The sequence below is a fragment of the Plantactinospora endophytica genome (assembly GCF_016862915.1).
In the GTDB taxonomy this organism is placed as follows: domain Bacteria; phylum Actinomycetota; class Actinomycetes; order Mycobacteriales; family Micromonosporaceae; genus Plantactinospora; species Plantactinospora endophytica.
On the sequence record NZ_BONW01000049.1, the window covers coordinates 103,530 to 124,732 of the forward strand.

A 21,203-nucleotide genomic window follows, 5' to 3' on the forward strand; every position below is an offset into this window, starting at 1 on the left:
TCTCTCAGGCCCGGGCCGTGCCGGCGCCGGCGACGTACCGCTCGTAGCCCTCGGCCTCGAGCTTCTCGGCCAGCTCCGGCCCGCCCTCCTCGACGATCCGGCCGGCGACGAAGACGTGCACGAAGTCCGGCCTGATGTAGCGGAGGATCCGGGTGTAGTGCGTGATCAGCAGCAGGCCGGTCTCGCCGGTCTCGCGGACCCGGTTGACGCCCTCGCTGACCACCCGCAGGGCGTCGATGTCGAGGCCGGAGTCGGTCTCGTCGAGGATCGCCACCTTCGGCTTGAGCAGTTCGAGCTGCACGATCTCGTGCCGCTTCTTCTCGCCGCCGGAGAAGCCCTCGTTGACGTTGCGCTGGGCGAACGCCGGGTCCATCTGGAGCCGCTCCATCGCGCCGCGCAGCTCGCCGGCCCAGGTGCGCAGCTTCGGCGCCTCGCCGTCCACCGCCGTCTTCGCGGTGCGAAGGAAGTTCGCCACCGAGACGCCGGGCACCTCGACCGGGTACTGCATGGCCAGGAAGAGGCCGGCCCGGGCCCGCTCGTCGACGGCCATCGAGAGTACGTCCTGACCGTCCAGCAGCACCTCGCCGCCGGTGATCTCGTACTTCGGGTGCCCGGCGATCGAGTAGGCCAGGGTCGACTTGCCGGACCCGTTCGGGCCCATGATCGCGTGGGTCTCCCCCGCCCGCACGGTGAGGTCGACCCCGGCCAGGATCGGCTTCAGCTCGCCCTCGGGCAGCCTGACCGACACCTGCAGGTCACGGATCTCAAGAACGCTCATGGTGCGGTAACTCCATTACTCGGCGTGAGACTCAGGTAGATGTCGCCGTCGCGGATCTCGACGGGGTAGACGGGTACGGGTTCGGTCGCGGGCAGCCCGGTCGGCTCGCCGGTACGCAGGTCGAAGCGGGAACCGTGCAGCCAGCACTCCAGGGTGCAGCCGTCGACCTCGCCCTCGGAGAGCGCCACGGCGGCGTGCGAGCACTCGTCGCGTACGGCGTAGAAGTTGCCGTCCTCGGCGTGCACGACGGCGACCTCGGTGCCGTCCACGTCGGCGGAGATGGCGGTGCCCTTCGGCACGTCCTCGGTCGAGCAGATCCGGATCATCAAACGGCCGCCTTGGCAAGCCGCAGTTCGATCTGCTCGCCGAGGCGGTCGCGCAGGGCCTCGGCCGGGATCTTGTTGAGCAGTTCGGCAAAGAAGCCCCGGACGACCAGCTTGCGGGCCTCGTCCTCGGGGATGCCCCGGGCCATCAGGTAGAAGAGTTGCTCGTCGTCGAAGCGCCCGGTCGCGCTGGCGTGCCCGGCACCGGCCACCTCGCCGGTCTCGATCTCCAGGTTGGGTACCGAGTCGGCCCGGGCGCCGTCGGTCAGCACCAGGTTGCGGTTGATCTCGTACGTGTCGGTGCCGGTCGCGGCGGCCCGGATCAGCACGTCACCGACCCAGACGGTGTGCGCGCTGGCGCCCTGCAACGCGCCCCGGTAGCCGACGTAGCTGCGGCAGTCCGGCACGCTGTGGTCGACCATCTGCCGGTGCTCCAGGTGCTGCCCGGCGTCGGCGAAGTAGAGGCCGTACAGCTCGGCCTCGCCGCCCCGACCGGTGTATTCCACGCTGGTGTACTGCCGGACCAGTTCCCCGCCCAGGCTCACCTGCACGTGCGTCACCTTGGCGTCCCGGCCCAGCCGCACCTTCAGATGCTGCGCCTGCACCGCGTCCGGCGCCCAGTCGGCGACGGTGACCAGGGTCAGCCTCGCGCCCTCGTCCACCGCGACCTCGACGTTGTCGGCCAGGGTCACCGAGCCGGTCTGCTCCAGCACCAGCGTCACCTCGGCGAACCGGCCGACGTCGACGAAGGTGTGCCCGAACGAGGCGCCGTCGGCGCCCTGCCCGACCAGCCGGACGGTCACCGGCTCGGCCGGTCGGGTCTCCGGGGCCACCGCGACGACGACCGCCTCGCCGACCCGGCCGTACGCCAGCGCGCTGACCCGGTCGAACGGGGTGAGCACGCTGCCGACCCGGGCGTCACCCTCGTGTACGCCGCCGAAGGTCACCCCGTCCGGCAGCGCGGCGACCTCGTAGCGCAGCCGGCCGTCGGTGGGGGTGAACCCGTCGTCGGCGAGGCCGCGCAGCCGCTTGAGCGGGGTGAACCGCCACTCCTCCTCCAGGCCGGTCAGGGCCGGGAAGTCGCGGACGTCGTACGAGCGGAGCGTCTGCGCCTTGGTCTGCGCGACCTGCGCGGCGGGCGCTTGCTGCGCATCGGGCGCTTCGGGCGCGAATGCTTCGGTAGTCATCTCTTCCTTGGTCTTGTCTCGCGAGGTCCGAGGCGGGGTCGGGGTGGGCCGGCGTCAGCCGACCGCGCCCTCCATCTGCAGCTCGATCAGCCGGTTGAGCTCCAGCGCGTACTCCATCGGGAGTTCCTTGGCGATCGGCTCGATGAAGCCGCGCACGATCATCGCCATCGCCTCGTCCTCGGTCAGGCCCCGGCTCATCAGGTAGAAGAGCTGGTCCTCGCTGACCTTGGAGACGGTCGCCTCGTGCCCCATCGCCACGTCGTCCTCGCGGATGTCGACGTACGGGTAGGTGTCCGACCGGGAGATGGTGTCGACCAGCAGCGCGTCGCACTTGACGGTGCTCTTGCTGTGGTGCGAGCCCTCCAGCACCTGCACCAGGCCGCGGTAGGACGTACGTCCACCGGCCCGGGCGATCGACTTGGAGACGATCGTGCTGGAGGTGTGCGGCGCGGCGTGCACCATCTTGGCGCCGGCGTCCTGGTGCTGGCCCTCGCCGGCCATCGCGACCGAGAGCACCTCGCCCTTGGCGTGCTCGCCGGTCATCCAGACCGCCGGGTATTTCATGGTCACCTTGGAGCCGATGTTGCCGTCGATCCACTCCATGGTCGCGCCCTCGTGGCAGACCGCCCGCTTGGTGACCAGGTTGTAGACGTTGTTCGACCAGTTCTGGATGGTGGTGTAGCGGCAGCGCGCGTTCTTCTTGACGATGATCTCGACGACCGCGCTGTGCAGCGAGTCGGAGGAGTAGATCGGCGCGGTGCAGCCCTCGACGTAGTGCACGTACGCGCCCTCGTCGACGATGATCAGCGTCCGCTCGAACTGGCCCATGTTCTCGGTGTTGATCCGGAAGTACGCCTGCAGCGGGATCTCCACGTGCACGCCCTTCGGCACGTAGATGAACGAGCCGCCGGACCAGACCGAGGTGTTCAGCGCGGCGAACTTGTTGTCGCCGACCGGGATCACCGTGCCGAAGTACTCCTTGAAGATGTCCTCGTGCTCCTTGAGCGCGGTGTCGGTGTCCAGGAAGAGGACACCCTGCTCCTCCAGGTCCTCACGGATCTTGTGGTAGACCACCTCGGACTCGTACTGGGCGGCGACACCGGCAACCAGGCGCTGCTTCTCGGCCTCCGGGATGCCCAGCCGGTCGTAGGTGCTCTTGATGTCCTCGGGCAGGTCCTCCCAGCTGGTGGCCTGCTTCTCGGTGGACCGTACGAAGTACTTGATGTTGTCGAAGTTGATCCCGCCGAGGTCGGCGCCCCAGTTCGGCATCGGCTTGCGGCCGAACAGCCGCAGCCCCTTGAGGCGCAGGTCGAGCATCCAGGCCGGTTCGTTCTTCTTGGCCGAGATGTCCCGGACCACCGCCTCGTTCAGGCCACGCTGGGCAGCGGCGCCGGCGACGTCGGAGTCGGCCCAGCCGTACTCGTAGCGTCCCAGGGCGGCGAGCTGCTCCTCCTGCGTCATGGGCTGGACGATCTGCTCGGTCATCTATCTGTCCTCACACTGCTGACGGAAGGTTTCGGCTGGGTCGGGATGTGCGTGGTGCACACACCGTCACCGTGGGCGATGGTGGCCAGGCGCTGCACGTGGGTGCCAACCAGGCGGGAGATGACCGCCGTCTCGGCCTCGCACAGCTGGGGAAACTCCACGGCCACGTGGGCCACCGGGCAGTGGTGCTGGCACAACTGGCCGCCGGTCGCGATCGCGGACGCGTTGGCAGCGTAGCCCTCCGCGGTCAGCGCCTCGGCAAGTGCCTCGGCCCTGGCCAGCGGGTCGTCCCCGGCGTCCTCCAGTGCCGCCCGGCACCGGGCCTCCAGCGCCGCGACCTGCTCGGCGGCGAAGGCGTCGACCGCGTCGGGCCCACCGTGCCGGAAGATCCAGCGCAGCGCGGCGGTGGCCATCCCGTCGTAGGTGTGGGTGCCGCAGCGCCGTCGACCGGAGTCGGTGAGTCGGAAGATCCTGGCCGGCCGGCCACGGCCACGCTGGCCGCGGACGACCTGGTCACGGGCGATCACGTCGCCGTCGGCGAGCATCGCGTCCAGGTGTCGACGGATCGCCGCCGGACTGAGACCCAGCTCCGCGCCGAGCTGCGCGGCGGTGGCCGCGCCGTGCTCCAGCAGCAGGTGGGTCACCCTGTCCCGGGTGGGTCGGCCCTCCGGCCCGGCGACCCCGGCAGCGGCGGTCACGGCGGAACCGGCGACCGGATCGGTCACCCGCTCCCGCCCCGAGAACGCCGCCAGGTTTTTCACTACGCCAACGTTACGTATTTCATCCAAGGTCCGCAAACCCGGGGTCCGGTGATCCGGACCACCGGACGGCGGACGCGCCGCCCAGCATGATCACATTTGCACGTACCATGGCCGGCGTGAGCCGATTCGGCGAATTTTCTGGCAAACCCACCCTATCGCGACTGGCCCTCGCCTCCGTGGTGGGGAACGTGCTGATCGTCGGCACCGGCGGTGCGGTCCGGCTGACCAAGTCCGGGCTCGGCTGCCCGACCTGGCCCCGGTGCACCGACGAGTCGTACGTGGCGACCGCCGAGATGGGCGTGCACGGGGTGATCGAGTTCGGCAACCGGCTGCTCACCTTCGTACTCGCCGCCGTGGTGATCGCCGGGGTGGTGGCCGCCTGGCGGCAGCGTCCGGCCCGCCGGGGGCTCCGCTGGCTCAGCGTCGGCGCCGCGTTCGGCATCCCCGCCCAGGCGGTGATCGGCGGGATCACCGTGCTCACCGACCTGAACCCGTGGGTGGTCGGGCTGCACTTCCTCGCCTCGATGGCGGTGATCGCCGCCGCGTACGCGTTCTGGCGCCGGACCCTGGAGTCGGACGAGCCGGCCCGGCCGACCGTACCGGCCCCGCTGCGTACCCTCGGCTGGGTCGTCGCCGGGGTGACCGCCGCCGTACTGGTGGTCGGCACCTGGGTCACCGGCAGCGGCCCGCACTCCGGCGACTCCGGGGCGGCCCGCAACGGGCTCGACCCGGAGACCATCTCCCAGGTACACGCGGACACGGTCTTCCTGCTGCTGGGGCTCTCGATCGCGGTCTGGTTCGCGTTCCGCGCGGTCGGCGCACCGGCCGGCGCGGTCCGGGCGGCCGGGCTGCTCCTGCTGGCCGAACTCGGCCAGGGCCTGATCGGGTTCGTGCAGTACTTCACCGGCCTGCCGGTCGCACTGGTCGGCGCGCACATGATCGGCTCCTGCCTGGTCTGGCTCGCCGCCCTCGCGGTGCTCTGGTCGACCCGGGAACGCGGCGCCCCGACCGCCCCGCCGGCACCGGCCGACGCCGCCCGCCAACTCGAAACGGTGTGACGGGCCGGCGCCGCGAAGCATCGTGCCGGGCGGTCAGTCCAGCCGGGCGGCGATGGCGTCGGCCAACCGGTCGGCCGCGTCCGGGGCGTGGCCCAGGAACAGGGACGGCTCGGTCAGTTCCACCTCGACCAGCACCGGTGCGCCGTCCGGCCCCGGGATGAGGTCCACCCGGGCGTAGAGCGGGCGGTCCGGCCCGGAGGGCAGCGCCGCCAGTACCCGCTCGGCGACCGCGAGTTCGGCCGCCGCCGGGGTACGCGGAGTGATCTGCTCCGGCCGGAACAGCCCGTCGACGCCGTAGTCCGGACCGACCAGCATCGGCCCCTTCCGGACGGCGTGGCTGAACCGCAGCCCGTCCGGGCCGGCGAAGAAGAGCAGCCCGGTCTCCCCGGCGGTGTCCACGGCGCTCAGGTACGGCTGCACCATGACCCACCGGCCGGCCGCCCGGAGCCGCTTCACATGTGTACCGGCAAGTTCCCGCTGTGCGGCGTCGGCCAGGTCGTACCGGCCGGCGTCCAGGCTGCCGGCCCCGACCACGGGTTTGACCACGTACTCGCCGGGCTCGGCGGGGAGGGTCCAGTCGTCGTCCGGGCCGAGCCAGGTCGTCGGCACGGTGGGTACCCCGGCCGAGGCGAGTTCCCGCAGGTAGCGCTTGTCGGTGTTCCACCGCACCAGGTCGGCCGGGTTGGCCAGCCGGGGCACCGTACGGGTCCAGGCGACGAACTCGGCGCGCCGGGTCGGGTAGTCCCAGGGCGAGCGGAGCACGGCCAGGGCGTAGCCGGCCCAGTCCACGTCCGGGTCGTCCCAGATCGCCGCCTCGGCCCGGATTCCGCGTTGCGCGAGCGGGGGCAGCAGCAGCCGGTCGTCGGGGTCGAGCCCGGGCATTTCGGCGCAGGTAATAAGAGCGACCCGGGGCTCGCCCCGGGTCGCGCGGATGTTGTCGGACAAAGTTATCAACGAGCCAGGACACGCCGAGACATCGACTGCCACAGATCATTACTCGGACGCATCTGGTCCATCAGTTCCCGCTCCCATTCGTTCTCCACGGCCACCCCCGCCTTGGCGCAGGCCAGTCGCGCGACATCCGTGCTCTCCGCGAACTGGTCAGCCCACACGCCGTCCTCCCCCACCAGGACAATGCGTGCGCCCCGCTTGCCGACGTACTCGATGACCGCCTTCGCGCCGCCGTGGCCGGCGGCAAACGACTGGATGCCGGCGACCAGACCGTTGGGGGTCTGGCCCGCGACGGTCTGCTCGGCCGTCGGCGTCGTATCGGAACCATCTGCCATAACGCGAAGCCTAAGCAGAGTTCGACCGCCACGAGGGGCAGCTACCGATAATTTGTGACTCCGATTACGCTGACGTTTACCGGAACTAACCACCATGTTTGGCCGATTTTTCGGTGTATATGTGATTAATTCAAAACCATCATTCACCTTCAAGCCCGTCAAACAGGACGAACGGGCACGAAAGCCCCAGGTTCGTCAGAGCAGGGCGTCGACCGCGACCGCGGCGAAGACGATCGTCAGGTAGGTGATGGACCAGTGGAAGAGCCGCATCGGCTTCACCGGCTCGCCCCGACCGGCCCGCTGGCTCAACCGGTGCGCCTCGACGATGAACATCCCGCCCGCCGCCAGCACCGTGAGGCCGTAGATCGGGCCCATGCCCAGCGGCCAGACCAGCACCGACGCCGCCACGGTCAGCCAGGTGTAGACCACGATCTCGGTCGCCACCCGACGCATCGACCTCACCACCGGCAGCATCGGGATGCCGGCCCGGGCGTAGTCGTCCTTGAACTTGATAGCCAGGGCGTAGAAGTGCGGCAACTGCCAGAAGAAGACCACCGCGAACAGCCCCCAGGCGCGCGGCGCCAGCGAGCCGGTCACCGCCGCCCAGCCGATCAGCACCGGCGCGGAGCCGCAGATGCCGCCCCAGAAGGTGTTCTGCCAGGTGGTCCGCTTCAACCACATGGTGTAGACGAGGTCGTAGTAGAGGATGGCGCCCAGCGTCAGGCCGGTGGCCAGCCAGTTGGTGAAGACCGCCATCAGGGTCACCGAGACCACCGCCAGCACCAGCCCGAAGACCAGCGCGTTACGGGGCGCCACGGTGTGCGTCGGCAGCGGCCGGCGCTTGGTCCGCTTCATCACCTGGTCGATGTCGCGGTCGATGTAGCAGTTCAGCGCGTTCGCCGCGCCGGCCGCCAGCGATCCGCCGACCAGCACCACCGCGACCAGCCAGAGCGACGGGATCCCGCCGGCCGCCAGCATCATCGTCGGCACCGTGGAGATCAGCAGCAGCTCGACGATCCGCGGCTTGGTCAACGCGACGTACGCCCGGATCAGGGCGGCGACGTCGCGACGCCGGGTCACCTCGTCCGGAGTGCCCGCAGCCGGGGCACCGCCGGTCACGGGGCGCTCGGTGATCATGCTCACGGATTGCCACCTTCCGGCGTCGGGCACACGGGTGAGGTCCGCTGTGGGAACAGCGGAGGGTGGCGGGCGGCCGGGGGCCAGCACGCCGACCGACAGCCTACGCGTCGTCGTTTTCGCTGCCCGGGCGACCCTTCTTCGGTGCGAACGATCACACTTCCGGCGAACCGCACCCCGGGTGGTGAGATCCGGGGGTTGGCGCGCGGAAGCGGTCGCTAGGGTCGTGAGGGAGGGTTCCGCCCATCACGCCGAGGAGCACACACGATCGTGGCTGACAACCGACCCGAGCACACCTCGCTGAACTGGTCCGATCTCGACCAGCGAGCCGTCGACACCGCCCGCGTGCTGGCCATCGACGCCGTGGAGAAATCCGGCAACGGCCATCCGGGTACGGCGATGAGCCTGGCACCGGCCGCGTACCTGCTGTTCAACCGGGTGATGCGGCACGACCCGACGCACCCCGACTGGACCGGCCGGGACCGGTTCGTGCTGTCGGCCGGGCACAGCAGCCTCACCCTCTACGTCCAGCTCTACCTCAGCGGTTACGGCCTCGGCCTGACCGACCTCAAGGCACTGCGGCAGTGGGGTTCGCTGACCCCCGGCCACCCCGAGCACGGCCACACCCGGGGCGTCGAGACCACCACCGGCCCGCTCGGCCAGGGCCTCGGCAACGCGGTTGGGATGGCGATGGCCGCCCGCCGCGAGCGGGGCCTGCTGGACCCCGACGCCGCCCCCGGCACCTCCCCGTTCGACCACCACATCTGGTGCATCGCCTCGGACGGCGACATCGAGGAGGGGATCAGCCACGAGGCCAGCGCGCTCGCCGGCCACCAGCAGCTCGGCAACCTGATCCTGATCTACGACGACAACGAGATCTCGATCGAGGACGACACCCGGATCGCCAAGAGCGAGGACGTGGCCGCCCGCTACCAGGCGTACGGGTGGCACGTGCAGACGGTGGACTGGCGCAGCGGTGACGCCGACCAGGGCCACTACCACGAGGACGTCGAGGCGCTGCATGCCGCGCTGCTCGCCGCGAAGGCGGAGACCGGCCGGCCGTCGTTCATCGCGCTGCGTACCATCATCGGCTGGCCGGCGCCGACCAAGCAGAACACCGGCAAGATCCACGGCTCGGCGCTCGGTGCCGACGAGGTCGCCGAGACCAAGAAGCTGCTCGGCTTCGACCCGGCCCAGCACTTCGAGGTCTCCGACGAGGTGCTGACGCACGCCCGCCAGGTGCTGGAGCGGGGCCGGGCCGCGCACGCCGAGTGGGACACCGCGTACCAGGCGTGGGCCGACGCCAACCCGGACGGCAAGGCGCTGCACGACCGGCTGGCCACCCGTACGCTCCCGGTCGGCTGGACCGACGCGCTGCCGGAGTTTCCGGCGGACGCCAAGGGGATCGCCACCCGGGCCGCCTCCGGCAAGGTGCTCCAGGCCCTCGCCCCGGTGCTGCCGGAACTCTGGGGCGGCTCGGCCGACCTGGCCGAGAGCAACAACACCACCATGGAGGGCGAGCCGTCCTTCATCCCGAGCGAGTACGCCACCAAGGCGTTCCCGGGCAACGAGTACGGCCGGACCCTGCACTTCGGCATCCGCGAACACGCGATGGGCGCGATCCTGAACGGCATCGCGCTGCACGGCGGCACCCGCCCCTACGGCGGCACCTTCCTGGTCTTCAGCGACTACATGCGCCCGTCGGTCCGGCTCGCCGCGCTGATGAAGCTGCCGGTGGTCTACGTCTGGACGCACGACTCGATCGGTCTCGGCGAGGACGGCCCCACCCACCAGCCGGTCGAGCACCTGACCGCGCTGCGGGCCATCCCCGGCCTGGACGTGATCCGGCCGGGCGACGCCAACGAGACCACCTGGGCCTGGCGGCACGCGCTGGAGCACACCGACCGGCCGTCCGCGCTGGCGCTGAGCCGGCAGCCGCTGCCGACGCTGGACCGCGCCGAACTCGCCGGCGCCGACCAGACCGTCCGGGGCGGCTACGTACTGGCCGAGGCGTCGAACGCGCAGCCGGCGGTGATCCTGATCGGCACCGGCTCCGAGGTGCAGCTCTGCCTGACCGCCCGGGAGCGGCTGGAGGCCGAGGGCACCCCGACCCGGGTGGTCTCGATGCCCTGCCAGGAGTGGTTCCGGGCGCAGGACATCGCATACCAGGACTCGGTGCTGCCCCGCGACGTCAAGGCCCGGGTCAGCGTCGAGGCCGGCATCGCGATGTCCTGGCGGGACCTGATCGGCGACACCGGCGAGGCGGTCAGCCTGGAACACTACGGCGCGAGCGCACCGCACAGCGTGCTCTTCGAACAGTTCGGATTCACCCCTGACCGGATCGTCGCGGCGGCACACGCGTCGCTGACCCGGGTGGGCCAGATCACCGGTGAGACCACCGGCAACTGAGGGAGCGTTGCAGACATGACTGACCGGTTGGGTGAGCTCACCGCTGCGGGAGTGGCGGTCTGGCTCGACGATCTTTCGAGGGTACGGCTGAGTTCCGGCAACCTGGACCAGCTACGCAGGGAGAAGCACCTGGTCGGGGTGACCACCAACCCGACCATCTTCGCCAAGGCGCTCAGCGACGCGGACGAGTACAACTGGCAGCTGCGGGACCTGGCGGTGCGCGGGGTCAGCGTGGAGGAGGCGGTACGCGCGCTCACCACGTACGACGTGCGGTGGGCCTGCGACGTGATGCGCCCGGCGTACGACAGCAGTGCCGGAGTGGACGGTCGGGTCTCGATCGAGGTGGACCCGCGGCTGGCGTACCAGACCGAGCCGACGGTGGCCGAGGCGAAGGCGCTGTGGTGGCTGATCGACCGGCCGAACCTGTTCATCAAGATCCCGGCGACCGAGGCCGGGCTGCCGGCCATCACCGCGACCCTGGCCGCCGGGATCAGCGTCAACGTCACGCTGATCTTCGGGCTGGAGCGCTACTCGCAGGTGATGGAGGCGTTCCTGGCCGGCCTGGAGCAGGCGAAGGCGAACGGGCACGACCTGACGAAGATCGCCTCGGTCGCCTCGTTCTTCGTCTCCCGGGTCGACACCGAGGTCGACAAGCGGCTGGACAAGCTCGGCGGCGGCGCCGGCCGTCCTGACCTGGCCGCGCTGAAGGGCCGGGCGGCGGTCGCCAACGCGCAGCTCGCCTACGAGCGGTACTCCGAGGTCTTCTCCTCGGACCGGTGGCAGGCGCTGGCCGACGCCGGTGCCCACCCGCAGCGCCCGCTCTGGGCCTCCACCTCAACGAAGAACCCGGAGTACCGCGACGTGATCTACGTCGAGGAGCTGATCGCCCCCGGCACCGTGAACACCATGCCGGAGCCGGTGATCGACGCGTTCGCCGAGCACGGCGAGACCCGCCCGGACACCGTCACCGGCGCCTACACGTCTGCCCGGGAGGTCTTCACCGGGCTGGCCGCCGCCGGCGTCGACTTCGACGACGTGATCGCCACCCTGGAGCGGGAGGGCGTGGAGAAGTTCGAGGCGAGCTGGCTCGAACTGCTGGACGGGGTCCGCAAGTCGCTGGAGGCCGCGGCCAGCGGTGCCGGCGAGCCGAACCGGGCCGCCGGGGACAACGCCGACGCCGCCCTCCGGGCGGGAGGCAACGCGTGAGCGAGGACCTCTTGGCCGGGGGCTGCGAGGGCGCGGCCGGACTCGCCGTCTACGGGGCGGAGGCGGTCGACGCCGCCGCCCCGGCGTCGGCCCGGGCCGCGCTGCTCGCCGAGGACGTACCGGCCCGGCTGGTCGCCAAGGACCCGACGCTGTGGGGGCCGGACGCCCAGGACGAGGCGGCGATCCGGCTCGGCTGGGTGGACACCTTCCGGCGTGGCCGGGACCTGCTCCCCCAGCTCGCCGAGTTGAAGGCCGAACTGGCCGACCTCGACCACGTCGTACTCGCCGGGATGGGCGGCTCGTCGCTGGCCCCCGAGGTGATCACCCGTACCCTCGGCAGGTCGCTGACCGTGCTGGACACCACCGACCCCGGGCAGGTACGCGCGGCGATCGCCGACCGGCTGGACCGGACCGTCGTGGTGGTGGCCAGCAAGTCCGGCTCGACGGTGGAGACCGACAGCCACCGCCGGGCGTACTGGCAGGCGTTCCTCGACTCCGGGCTGAGCGAGGCGGAGGCCGGCCGGCGCTTCGTGGTGGTCACCGACCCCGGCTCGCCGCTGGCCGACACCGCCGCCGAGATGGGCGCCTTCGTGGTGCTCGCCGACCCGGACGTCGGCGGGCGCTACTCGGCGCTGACCGCGTTCGGGCTGGTCCCGTCGGCACTGGCCGGGGTCGAGGTGGTCGAACTGCTCGACCAGGCCGAGGAGTTGCTCGGCGCGCTGGGCGGGCCGCAGGACAACCCCGGGCTGGCGCTCGGTGCCGCGCTCGGCGCCGCCGCCACCACCGGCCGGGACAAGGTCGCGCTGATCTCCGACGGCACCGGCATCGACGGCCTCGGCGACTGGGCCGAACAGTTGATCGCCGAGTCCACCGGCAAGAACGGCGTCGGCATCCTGCCGGTGGTGGTCGAGGACCCGGCCAGCCCGGGTGCGACCGGTCCGGACGTGCTGACCGTCACCTACGGCGGCGGGCTCGTCGCGGGCGCGGTGCCGGGCGGCGGGATCCGTCCCGACCTGGCCGTCAACGGCCCGCTCGGCGCCCAGTTCCTGACCTGGGAGTACGCGACCGCAGTCGCCGGAGTGGTGCTCGGGATCGACCCGTTCAACCAGCCGAACGTGACCGAGTCCAAGGAGAACACCAACCGGCTGCTCGGCAGCGGGCTGCCGATCGAGTCGCCGACCTTCGTCGACGACGGGATCGAGGGGTACTGGGTTCCGGGCCAGTCGCAGCAGGGCGCTCCACTCCCCGGCGACCTGGCCGGTGCGCTGCGGCTGCTGCTGGACGGGCTCGGCGAGGACGGCTACCTGGCCGTGATGGCGTACCTCGACCGGTTCGGCGACGCCAAGACCGCACAGGTACGCCCCGGGCTGGCCGCCGCCTCCGGCCGGCCGGTCACCTTCGGCTGGGGACCCCGGTTCCTGCACTCCACCGGGCAATACCACAAGGGTGGCCCGCAGCTCGGCGCGTACCTCCAGATCACCGGGGACGTGGCCGAGGACCTGCCGGTGCCCGGCAAGCCGTACTCCTTCGGGCAGTTGCAGGCCGCGCAGGCCGCGGGTGACCGCGAAGCCCTCGCCCAGCGGGGCCGGCCGGTGCTCCGGCTGCACCTGACGGACCGGGGCGCCGGAATTCCCCACCTGCTCGATGCGGTACGGGGTCTGCGGAGTTGACGACGACCGGGCATGCTGACAATGACCGTTCGAGCGAAGAGGGGGAGCCGTGAATCCGCTGCGCGACCCGCAGGACCGGCGGTTGCCACGGATCCCGGAGCCGTGCGCACTGGTGATCTTCGGCGTCACCGGGGACCTGGCCCGCAAGAAACTGCTGCCGGCGGTCTACGACCTGGCCAACCGAGGGCTGCTGCCGCCGGGCTTCGTGGTGCTCGGGTTCGCCCGCCGCGACTGGGGTGACGGCGACTTCGAGTCGATGGCCCGGGACGCGGCACAGGCGCACGCCCGGACGCCCTGGCGGGAAGAGGTGTGGGGCCGGCTCGCCGGCAACATCAAGTTCGTCGGCGGCGCCTTCGACGACGACGACGCCTTCGACAAGCTGGCGAGCACCCTGGACGAGCTGCGGGACACCCACGGGATCGGCGGGAACGCCGCGTTCTACTTCTCGATCCCGCCGGCCGCGTTCCCGACCGTGCTCAAGCAGCTCGCCCGGACCGGCATGGCCGACAACGACAAGTGCGGCGGCTGGCGGCGGGTGGTGGTGGAGAAGCCGTTCGGGCACGACCTGCCCTCGGCGAAGGCGCTCAACGACCTGGTCGACGACGTCTTCACCCGGGAGGACGTCTTCCGGATCGATCACTACCTGGGCAAGGAGACCGTCCAGAACATCCTCGCCCTGCGGTTCGCCAACAACCTCTTCGAACCGCTCTGGAACTCGAAGTACGTCGACTCGGTGCAGATCACCATGGCCGAGGACGTCGGCATCGGCACCCGGGCCGGCTTCTACGACGCCACCGGCACCGCCCGGGACGTGTTGCAGAACCACCTGCTGCAACTGCTCGCCCTAGTGGCGATGGAGGAACCGACCAGCTTCGACGCCAGCGAGATCCGGGCCGAGAAGCTGAAGGTGCTGCGCGCGATCACCCTGCCGAAGGACGTGCACGCCGGCACCGTACGCGGGCAGTACCTCCCGGGCTGGGTGGCCGGCAAGCGGGCCGTCGGCTACCTCGACGAGGAGGGCGTACCGGCCGACTCGACCACCGAGACCTACGTCGCGGTCCGGCTCGGCATCCAGAACCGGCGCTGGGCCGAGGTGCCGTTCTACATCCGGGCCGGCAAGCGGCTGCCGCGCCGGGTGACCGAGGTCGCCATCATGTTCAAGAAGGCGCCGCACCTGCCGTTCAACCCCGCCGACATGGAGATGCTCGGCAACAACCAGCTCGTGATCCGGGTACAGCCGGACGAGGGCGTGGTGCTGAAGTTCGGCTCCAAGGTTCCCGGCACCACCATGGAGGTCCGGGACATCGCGATGGACTTCCAGTACGGCGAGGCGTTCACCGAGTCGAGCCCCGAGGCGTACGAGCGGCTGGTGCTGGACGTGCTGATCGGGGACCGGACGCTCTTCCCGGACGCCGCCGAGGTCGAGCAGAGCTGGCAGGTGATCGACCCGCTGGAGGCCGCCTGGGAGGGCGTCAAGCCGGAGCCGTACCGGGCCGGTGAGTGGGGTCCCCGGGCCGCCGACGAGTTGCTGGCCCGCGAGGGCCGGGCCTGGCGACGGGCGTGACCTCCCGAGGGTCTCAACCACAAAAAACAACCAGGAGGCACCGTTGATCGGCCTGTGGGACACCACCGGTAACGAGGTGGTCAAGGCGCTGGCCGCCGAGCGGCGTAGTGCGGGCGGAGTGGCCAGCGGCATGGCGCTCACCCTGATCGTGGTGGTCGACGAGGCACACGTCCGGGAGGCCGAGGCGGCGGTGACGATCGCCTCGGCCGCGCACCCGTGCCGGATGGTGGTGGTGGTCCGCTCCGACATCGAACGCGACCGCAACCGGCTCGACGCCGAGATCGTGGTCGGCGGCCGGCTCGGCCCGGGCGAGGCGGTGGTGACCCGGATGTACGGCCGGCTCGCCCTGCACGCCGAGTCGGTGGTGATGCCGCTGCTGGTACCGGACGTACCCGTGGTGACCTGGTGGCACGGCGAACCGCCGGCCGAGATCGCCAACGACTTCCTCGGCGTGGTGGCGGACCGCCGGATCACCGACTCCGCGCAGGCGGCCGATCCGGTGGAGGCGCTGCGGCAGCGGGCCCGCGACTACGCACCGGGCGACACCGACCTGGCCTGGACCCGGATCACCCCGTGGCGCACCCTGGTCGCGGGCGCCTTCGACACCACCGAGGGCAACCGGGTCGTCTCGGCCACCGTCGTGGCGCCGCACACCGACCCGACGGCGGCGCTGATGATCGGCTGGCTGAAGTCCCGGCTGGGGCTGCACCCGCACTGGGAGCACACCGGCGAGTTCCCCCGGATGCGTTCGGTGGAGCTGCACTGCGCCAACGGCGACGAGCTGGTGCTGACCCGGGACGACAACCGGGCGACGTTCCGGCGTACCGGGCAGGCCGACCGGCAACTGCCGCTGGTACGCCGGCCGCTCGGCGACGAACTCGCCGAGGAGTTGCGCCGGCTCGACCCCGACCAGATCTACGCCGACGCGCTGGGTGCCGCCGCCGGGGTGGCCGGGCTGGACGCCCGGCCGGCGCAGCGGGTGCACGTCTGGAAGGACCCGACCAAGCAGCCGCAGGGCGTCGCGTGACCGAAACCGCGGTGGAGGTGCACGCCGATCCCGACCTGCTGGCCCAGGCGGTCGCGGCCCGGCTGCTGGTCAGGATCATCGACGCACAGGCGGAACGCGGCGAGGCCGGCATCGTGCTGACCGGCGGCCGGATCGCGGCCTCGGTCTACCGGGCGGTCCGGGATCTGCCCGCCCGGGACGCGGTCGACTGGTCCCGGGTCGACGTCTGGTGGGGCGACGAGCGTTTCCTGCCGGCCGGGGACCCGGAACGGAACGAGACCCAGGCCCGGGAGGCGTTCCTCGACGCGTTGCCGCTGGCGCCGAACCGGGTGCACCCGATGCCCGCCTCCGACGGCCCGGACGGCGCCGATCCGGAGGCGGCTGCGGCCCGGTACGCGGCCACGCTCGCTGCGGCGGCCGGCCCGGGTACGGCCACGCTGCCCTACTTCGACGTGCTGATGCTCGGGGTGGGCGAGGACGGCCACATCGCCTCGATCTTCCCCGAGCATCCGGTCTCCTACGAGAACCGGCCGGTCAGCGCGGTCCGGGGCAGTCCCAAACCGCCGCCGGTCCGGATCACGCTCACCCGGAGCGCGATCAACACCGCCGAGGACGTGTGGCTGATCGCCAGCGGCAGCGGCAAGGCGCGGGCGGTCGGGATGGCGCTGGGCGGTGCCGGCCCGGTGCAGGTGCCGGCGGCCGGGGTCGCCGGGGTGCAACGGACCCGGTGGCTGCTGGACCGGGCGGCGGCGACCGAGGTGAAGCCGAGCTTCCGCAGCCTGCGCTGAGGCTCCGTCGCTCGCGCCGAGCTACCGGCGTCTGCGCCGAAGCCGCCGGAGTTTGCGCCGAGCTACCGGCGTCCGCGCCGAATTGCCGGACTCTGCGCCGAGCCACTGTCGTTCGCGCCGAGCTGCCGGAGCTGCGCGGAGCTACCAGCGTCTGTGCCGAACTGCCGGAGTCTGCGCCGAGCTGCCGGGCTACCGGGCCGGCTGCCGGTCCGTGTAGTCCAGCAGGTCCTGGTAGCTCTGCCCGTCCGGGCGGTAGAAGCGGGCGGGATCCTCGGCCTGACCGATCGGGGATTCCGCCAGCAGCCGCGAGAAGGTGAGGGTGGCCGAGAGTGGCCAGTGGTTGACCACCACCCGGTCGAACCGGCCGTCGCCGTCCCGGTGCATCAGCGCGATCGCCTGGACGGGGCGGCCGGCGACCGTCGCCGAGTACTGCTCGACGACGTACTCGCCCTGGTCGAAGCGGGCGATGTCGACGCGGTCCCGGTAGAACTCGTTCACCACCGCCAACTGGGCGAGCACGGCGTCCCGTCCCGTGAGCACGCCGTTCATCACGGCGCCCTCAAGGGTCACGTTCTCGGCGAGGTTGTCTCGGAACGAGGCCACCGGTGCTCCTCTCGTCCCGACCACCCTACGGCCGGCCCGGGCGTCACCGGTCCGGGATCGGTCAGGCTTCACCCCGGCGGGCCCGCAACGCGGCCAGCGCCTCGGCGAGGATCGCCTCGGCGTCCGCCTCGCTGCGCCGCTCCTTCACGTACGCCAGGTGCGACTTGTACGGCTCCGTCCGCTGCCGCCCCGGCGGGTTGTGCACGTCCTGCCCGGCCGGCTGCCCGCAGTGCGGGCAGTCCCAGGTCTCCGGGATCTCGGCCTCGGCCGCCAGCAGGATCTCCAGCATGTGGCCGCTGCCGCACCAGTAGGTGACCGGACGGCGGGGGGCGGGTTCGCATCGCTCGGTCGGCCGGGCTGGACCGGCGCCGACTCGGCTGCCACGGATAGCGCTGCCACTGGGCATCGCTGCTCGCTCCGTTCGTCAGAGGGGGTCCCCAAGGGGCATGACAAACTGCGCGCGGCCCACGTTAGCGGACCGCGCGCAGTTTGTACGCCCTGTGGTCAGGTGGTCTCGGCGAGCCGCAGCCAGAGACCCAGGCCGACGATGCAGGCGAACCAGACAAGACCCACCAGAACGGTGTAACGGTCGAGGTTCTTCTCGGCCACCGAGGAGCCGGCCAGGCTGGAGCTGACCCCTCCGCCGAACATGCTCGACATCCCGCCGCCCTTGCCCCGGTGCAGCAGGATCAGCAAGGTGAGCAGCACGCTCGTGATCACCAGCAACACGATCAACGTGTATGCGAACCAGATCGGCATGGTAGGGGTCAGTCCTCTCAGCTACGCGGGGCTCGTCAAGGATAGCGACCGTCAGCGGGCGATGTGCTCCGGGAACCGGCAGATCTGCGCGAACTCCTCGGCATCCAGGCTCGCCCCGCCGACCAGTGCGCCGTCGACGTCCGGCTGCGCCATGATCGCGGCGATGTTGGCCGCCTTCACCGAGCCGCCGTAGAGCACCCGGACCTGGTCAGCGGTCTCCTGACCGTGTACCTCGGCGAGCCGCTCCCGGATCGCGCCGCAGACCTCCTGGGCGTTCTCCGGAGTGGCGGTCTTGCCGGTGCCGATCGCCCAGACCGGCTCGTACGCCACGACGACCTTGGTCAACTGCTCGGCGGTCAGCCCGGCCAGCGAGCCGTCGAGCTGGTCGCGCACGTACGCCACCTGGCCCTCCTGCTCACGGATGTCCAGGCCCTCGCCGACGCAGACGATCGGGATCAGCTCGTTGGCCAGCGCCGCCTTGACCTTGGCGTTGACCAGCGCGTCGTCCTCGTTGTGGTACGTCCGCCGCTCGGAGTGCCCGACCACCACGTAGGTGCAGCCCAGCGCGGTCAGCAACGCGGCCGAGATCTCCCCGGTGTACGCGCCGCCCTTGTGCGGCGAGAGGTCCTGCGCGCCGTACCCGATCATCAGCTTGTCGCCGTCGACCAGGGTCTGCACCGTCCGCAGGTCGGTGTACGGCGGCAGTACCACCGTCTCCACGTCGGTCAACTGCTTCTCGTTGAGGCTCGCGGCGAGCTTCTGGATCACCAGGTTGGCTTCCCGGTGGTTGAGGTTCATCTTCCAGTTGCCGGCCATCAGCGGACGGCGGGTGGGGGTGGCCACTACTGCTCCAGAGCGACGATGCCGGGGAGGGCTTTGCCCTCCAGGTATTCCAGCGAGGCGCCCCCGCCGGTGGAGATGTGCCCGAACGACGACTCGTCCAGACCGAGCGCGCGTACCGCCGCGGCGGAGTCACCGCCACCGACCACGGTGAAGCCCTTCACCGTGGTGATCGCCTCGGCCACCCCTCGGGTGCCGGCGGCGAACGGGGCCAGCTCGAAGACGCCCATCGGGCCGTTCCAGAAGACCGTCCGGGCGGTGCCGACCGCCTCGGCGAACTCGGCGACGGTCCGGGGGCCGATGTCCAGGCCGAGCCGGTCGGCCGGGATCGCGTTCACCGGTACGGTGTCGTGCGCGGCGTCGGCACTGAACTCGGTCGCCGCCACCACGTCCACCGGAAGCACGATCCGACCCTCGCCCCGGGCCAGCAGCTCCCGGCAGGTCTCGACCATCTCCTCTTCGAGCAGCGACTTGCCCACCTCGTGCCCCTGGGCACGCAGGAAGGTGAAGCACATGCCGCCGCCGATCAGCAGCTTGTCGACGGTCGGCAGCAGCGCCTCGATCACCGCGAGCTTGTCGGAGACCTTGGAGCCGCCGAGCACCACCACGTAGGGGCGGTCCGGCTCGTGCCGCAGCCGGGCCAGCACCTCGACCTCGCGCAGCACCAGCCGGCCGGCGAAGTGCGGCAGCCGGGCCGGTACGTCGTAGACGCTGGCGTGCTTGCGGTGCACGGCGCCGAACGCGTCGTCGACGTACGCCTCGGCGAACGCGGCGAGCTGGTCGGCGAAGGCGCCCCGCTCGGCCTCGTCCTTGCTGGTCTCGCCCGGGTTGAACCGCAGGTTCTCCAGCAGCGCGACCTGGCCGTCGCCGAGCCCCTCGACCGCCTTGCGGGCCGCCTCGCCGACCGTGTCGGTGGCGAAGGCGACGTCGGCGCCGAGCAGCTCACCGAGGCGCGCGGCGACCGGGGCGAGGCTGTACTTCGGGTCGGGCGCGCCCTTGGGGCGGCCCAGGTGCGAGCAGACGACGACGGCCGCCCCGGCGTCCCGCAGCGCGGTCAGCGTCGGCAGCACGGCCCGGATCCGGCCGTCGTCCGTGATCGACCCGGTCTCCTTGTCGAGGGGCACGTTCAGGTCGGCGCGCACCAGCACGCGCCGACCCGACACCCCCTCGGCAAGCAGATCGTCGAGGTTGCGGATGCTCACGGAGCTTCCTTTCCGTTCACGACTGCGGGGCTCGCAGGCTCTACTCGCGTCCCGGCGCGACCGCGTCGCACGCGAGCCGCCCCGGAACGCTCGTTGCTCGCGCTCACAGCCCTGCGCCGACCAGCTTCACGAGGTCGACCAGGCGGTTCGAGTAGCCCCACTCGTTGTCGTACCAGCCGACGACCTTGACCTGGTTGCCGATCACCTTGGTCAGCCCGGAGTCGAAGATGCACGAGGCCGGGTCGGTGACGATGTCCGAGGAGACGATCTCGTCCTCGGTGTAGGTGAGGATGCCCTTGAGCGGGCCCTCGGCGGCGGCCTTCATCGCGGCGTTGATCTCCTCGACCGAGGTGTCCCGGCCGGCGTCGATCGTCAGGTCGGTGGCCGAGCCGGTCGGGATCGGCACCCGCAGCGCGAAGCCGTCCAGCTTGCCCTTGAGGTCCGGCAGGACCAGGCCGATCGCCTTGGCGGCGCCGGTCGAGGTCGGCACGATGTTCAGCGCGGCGGCCCGGGCCCGGCGGAGGTCCTTGTGCGGGCCGTCCTGGAGGTTCTGGTCCTGGGTGTACGCGTGGATGGTGGTCATCAGCCCCTTCTCGATGCCCACCGTGTCCTGAAGCACCTTCGCCATCGGCGCGAGGCAGTTGGTGGTGCACGAGGCGTTGGAGATGATGTTGTGCTTCGCCGGGTCGTACGTCTGGTGGTTGACCCCCATCACGACCGTGACGTCCTCGTTCTTGGCCGGCGCCGAGATGATGACCTTCTTGGCTCCGCCGTCGATGTGCGCCTTCGCCTTGGTGGCGTCGGTGAAGAAGCCGGTCGACTCGATCACGACGTCGACACCGAGGTCGCCCCAGGGCAGCTTGCCCGGGTCCTTCTCGGCGAAGACCTTGAGGGTGTGCCCGCCGATGGTGATCTCGTCGGCGGTCGCCTTGACCTCCTGCGGCAGCCGTCCGAGGATGCTGTCGTACTTGACCAGGTGCGCCAGCGTGGCGTTGTCGGTCAGGTCGTTGGCGCCGACCACCTCGACGTCGGCGCCCGACGCGAGCACCGCGCGGAAGAAGTTGCGGCCGATCCGGCCGAATCCGTTGATGCCAACCCGGATGGTCACTGGGTCCATCTCCTCGTGTTTCGGTTCGCCGCC

At 71.1% G+C, this 21,203-nt stretch carries 21 protein-coding genes; 7 read left to right on the forward strand and 14 right to left on the reverse strand.

The window, feature by feature from the left end; translation table 11 throughout:
• Positions 1 to 4: 4 nt before the first annotated feature.
• Genes sufC through Pen02_RS39290 form a run of 5 tightly spaced genes read right to left on the reverse strand, consistent with a single transcriptional unit; the run spans position 5 to position 4,534 of the window.
• Entirely contained in the window at positions 5 to 778 is a 774-nt protein-coding gene (gene sufC / locus Pen02_RS39270; RefSeq protein ID WP_203871278.1) for a Fe-S cluster assembly ATPase SufC, read from the reverse strand.
• A complete protein-coding gene (locus Pen02_RS39275; protein ID WP_203871279.1) occupies positions 775 to 1,104 on the reverse strand; it encodes a non-heme iron oxygenase ferredoxin subunit in 330 nt (109 codons plus the stop codon). Before Pen02_RS39275 ends, sufC begins: the two co-directional genes overlap by 4 nt.
• Entirely contained in the window at positions 1,104 to 2,288 is a 1,185-nt protein-coding gene (sufD, locus tag Pen02_RS39280; protein ID WP_203871280.1) for a Fe-S cluster assembly protein SufD, read from the reverse strand. The genes Pen02_RS39275 and sufD overlap by 1 nt, the downstream gene beginning before the upstream one ends.
• 54 nt (positions 2,289 to 2,342) lie before the next feature.
• Positions 2,343 to 3,773, reverse strand: coding sequence for a Fe-S cluster assembly protein SufB (sufB, locus tag Pen02_RS39285; protein WP_203871281.1), 1,431 nt, complete (start codon positions 3,771 to 3,773; stop codon positions 2,343 to 2,345).
• Positions 3,770 to 4,534, reverse strand: a complete 765-nt coding sequence (locus Pen02_RS39290) for a helix-turn-helix transcriptional regulator (protein WP_372445761.1) — start codon at positions 4,532 to 4,534, stop codon at positions 3,770 to 3,772. The genes sufB and Pen02_RS39290 overlap by 4 nt, the downstream gene beginning before the upstream one ends.
• Positions 4,535 to 4,641: 107 nt before the next feature.
• Between Pen02_RS39290 and Pen02_RS39295 the strand changes: the two genes are divergently transcribed.
• Positions 4,642 to 5,592, forward strand: coding sequence for a COX15/CtaA family protein (locus tag Pen02_RS39295; RefSeq protein ID WP_203871282.1), 951 nt, complete (start codon positions 4,642 to 4,644; stop codon positions 5,590 to 5,592).
• Positions 5,593 to 5,625: 33 nt separating this feature from the next.
• Here the strand turns inward: Pen02_RS39295 and Pen02_RS39300 are convergent, their stop codons facing one another.
• The 3 genes from Pen02_RS39300 to Pen02_RS39310 all read right to left on the reverse strand — a co-directional run bounded on the left by Pen02_RS39300 (position 5,626) and on the right by Pen02_RS39310 (position 8,021).
• Complete coding sequence (locus Pen02_RS39300; RefSeq protein ID WP_203871283.1) at positions 5,626 to 6,537, reverse strand: ATP-grasp domain-containing protein; 912 nt, start codon at positions 6,535 to 6,537, stop codon at positions 5,626 to 5,628.
• Positions 6,538 to 6,542: 5 nt separating this feature from the next.
• Positions 6,543 to 6,878, reverse strand: a complete 336-nt coding sequence (locus tag Pen02_RS39305) for a hypothetical protein (protein ID WP_203871284.1) — start codon at positions 6,876 to 6,878, stop codon at positions 6,543 to 6,545.
• A 195-nt stretch (positions 6,879 to 7,073) separates the two neighbouring features.
• On the reverse strand, positions 7,074 to 8,021 hold the full coding sequence (locus Pen02_RS39310; RefSeq protein ID WP_203871285.1) for a heme o synthase: 948 nt from the start codon (positions 8,019 to 8,021) through the stop codon (positions 7,074 to 7,076).
• Between the two features lie 264 nt (positions 8,022 to 8,285).
• Here Pen02_RS39310 and tkt point away from each other — a divergent pair, with 264 nt between their 5' ends.
• The 6 genes from tkt to pgl are packed head-to-tail and all read left to right on the forward strand — an operon-like array spanning position 8,286 to position 16,658.
• Entirely contained in the window at positions 8,286 to 10,424 is a 2,139-nt protein-coding gene (tkt, locus tag Pen02_RS39315; protein ID WP_203871286.1) for a transketolase, read from the forward strand.
• Positions 10,425 to 10,439: 15 nt separating this feature from the next.
• A complete protein-coding gene (gene tal / locus Pen02_RS39320; protein WP_203871287.1) occupies positions 10,440 to 11,630 on the forward strand; it encodes a transaldolase in 1,191 nt (396 codons plus the stop codon).
• Entirely contained in the window at positions 11,627 to 13,300 is a 1,674-nt protein-coding gene (locus Pen02_RS39325; RefSeq protein WP_239141986.1) for a phosphoglucose isomerase-related protein, read from the forward strand. The genes tal and Pen02_RS39325 overlap by 4 nt, the downstream gene beginning before the upstream one ends.
• Positions 13,301 to 13,349: 49 nt before the next feature.
• Positions 13,350 to 14,864 carry a glucose-6-phosphate dehydrogenase gene (zwf, locus tag Pen02_RS39330; RefSeq protein ID WP_203871288.1) on the forward strand — a complete coding sequence of 505 codons (1,515 nt, stop codon included), beginning with the start codon at positions 13,350 to 13,352 and terminating at the stop codon, positions 14,862 to 14,864.
• 43 nt (positions 14,865 to 14,907) lie between these two features.
• Positions 14,908 to 15,891 (forward strand): glucose-6-phosphate dehydrogenase assembly protein OpcA, encoded by a 984-nt coding sequence (locus tag Pen02_RS39335; protein ID WP_203871289.1) that lies wholly within the window; start codon positions 14,908 to 14,910, stop codon positions 15,889 to 15,891.
• Positions 15,888 to 16,658 (forward strand): 6-phosphogluconolactonase, encoded by a 771-nt coding sequence (pgl, locus tag Pen02_RS39340; protein ID WP_203871290.1) that lies wholly within the window; start codon positions 15,888 to 15,890, stop codon positions 16,656 to 16,658. Before Pen02_RS39335 ends, pgl begins: the two co-directional genes overlap by 4 nt.
• Before the next feature lie 189 nt (positions 16,659 to 16,847).
• Here the strand turns inward: pgl and Pen02_RS39345 are convergent, their stop codons facing one another.
• The 6 genes from Pen02_RS39345 to gap form a co-directional block, all read right to left on the reverse strand.
• Positions 16,848 to 17,261: a hypothetical protein gene (locus Pen02_RS39345; protein ID WP_203871291.1), complete on the reverse strand. Its 414-nt coding sequence runs from the start codon at positions 17,259 to 17,261 to the stop codon at positions 16,848 to 16,850.
• Between the two features lie 61 nt (positions 17,262 to 17,322).
• Positions 17,323 to 17,667, reverse strand: coding sequence for an RNA polymerase-binding protein RbpA (locus tag Pen02_RS39350; RefSeq protein WP_203871292.1), 345 nt, complete (start codon positions 17,665 to 17,667; stop codon positions 17,323 to 17,325).
• Positions 17,668 to 17,765: 98 nt separating this feature from the next.
• A complete protein-coding gene (gene secG, locus Pen02_RS39355) occupies positions 17,766 to 18,020 on the reverse strand; it encodes a preprotein translocase subunit SecG (RefSeq protein ID WP_101367013.1) in 255 nt (84 codons plus the stop codon).
• A gap of 51 nt (positions 18,021 to 18,071) precedes the next feature.
• Entirely contained in the window at positions 18,072 to 18,863 is a 792-nt protein-coding gene (gene tpiA, locus Pen02_RS39360; protein WP_203871293.1) for a triose-phosphate isomerase, read from the reverse strand.
• Entirely contained in the window at positions 18,863 to 20,062 is a 1,200-nt protein-coding gene (locus Pen02_RS39365; RefSeq protein ID WP_203871294.1) for a phosphoglycerate kinase, read from the reverse strand. Before Pen02_RS39365 ends, tpiA begins: the two co-directional genes overlap by 1 nt.
• A gap of 103 nt (positions 20,063 to 20,165) precedes the next feature.
• Positions 20,166 to 21,170 carry a type I glyceraldehyde-3-phosphate dehydrogenase gene (gene gap, locus Pen02_RS39370; RefSeq protein WP_203871295.1) on the reverse strand — a complete coding sequence of 335 codons (1,005 nt, stop codon included), beginning with the start codon at positions 21,168 to 21,170 and terminating at the stop codon, positions 20,166 to 20,168.
• Positions 21,171 to 21,203: the final 33 nt, after the last annotated feature.

Excerpts from the sequence above, each read along its gene's own strand:
- sufD (WP_203871280.1), bottom strand. The coding sequence starts at position 2,288 with ATGACTACCGAAGCATTCGCGCCCGAAGCGCCCGATGCGCAGCAAGCG.
- Pen02_RS39295 (WP_203871282.1), top strand. The coding sequence starts at position 4,642 with ATGGCCGGCGTGAGCCGATTCGGCGAATTTTCTGGCAAACCCACCCTA.
- tal (WP_203871287.1), top strand. The coding sequence starts at position 10,440 with ATGACTGACCGGTTGGGTGAGCTCACCGCTGCGGGAGTGGCGGTCTGG.
- Pen02_RS39275 (WP_203871279.1), bottom strand. The coding sequence starts at position 1,104 with ATGATCCGGATCTGCTCGACCGAGGACGTGCCGAAGGGCACCGCCATC.
- sufC (WP_203871278.1), bottom strand. The coding sequence starts at position 778 with ATGAGCGTTCTTGAGATCCGTGACCTGCAGGTGTCGGTCAGGCTGCCC.
- secG (WP_101367013.1), bottom strand. The coding sequence starts at position 18,020 with ATGCCGATCTGGTTCGCATACACGTTGATCGTGTTGCTGGTGATCACG.
- sufB (WP_203871281.1), bottom strand. The coding sequence starts at position 3,773 with ATGACCGAGCAGATCGTCCAGCCCATGACGCAGGAGGAGCAGCTCGCC.
- Pen02_RS39350 (WP_203871292.1), bottom strand. The coding sequence starts at position 17,667 with ATGCCCAGTGGCAGCGCTATCCGTGGCAGCCGAGTCGGCGCCGGTCCA.
- Pen02_RS39305 (WP_203871284.1), bottom strand. The coding sequence starts at position 6,878 with ATGGCAGATGGTTCCGATACGACGCCGACGGCCGAGCAGACCGTCGCG.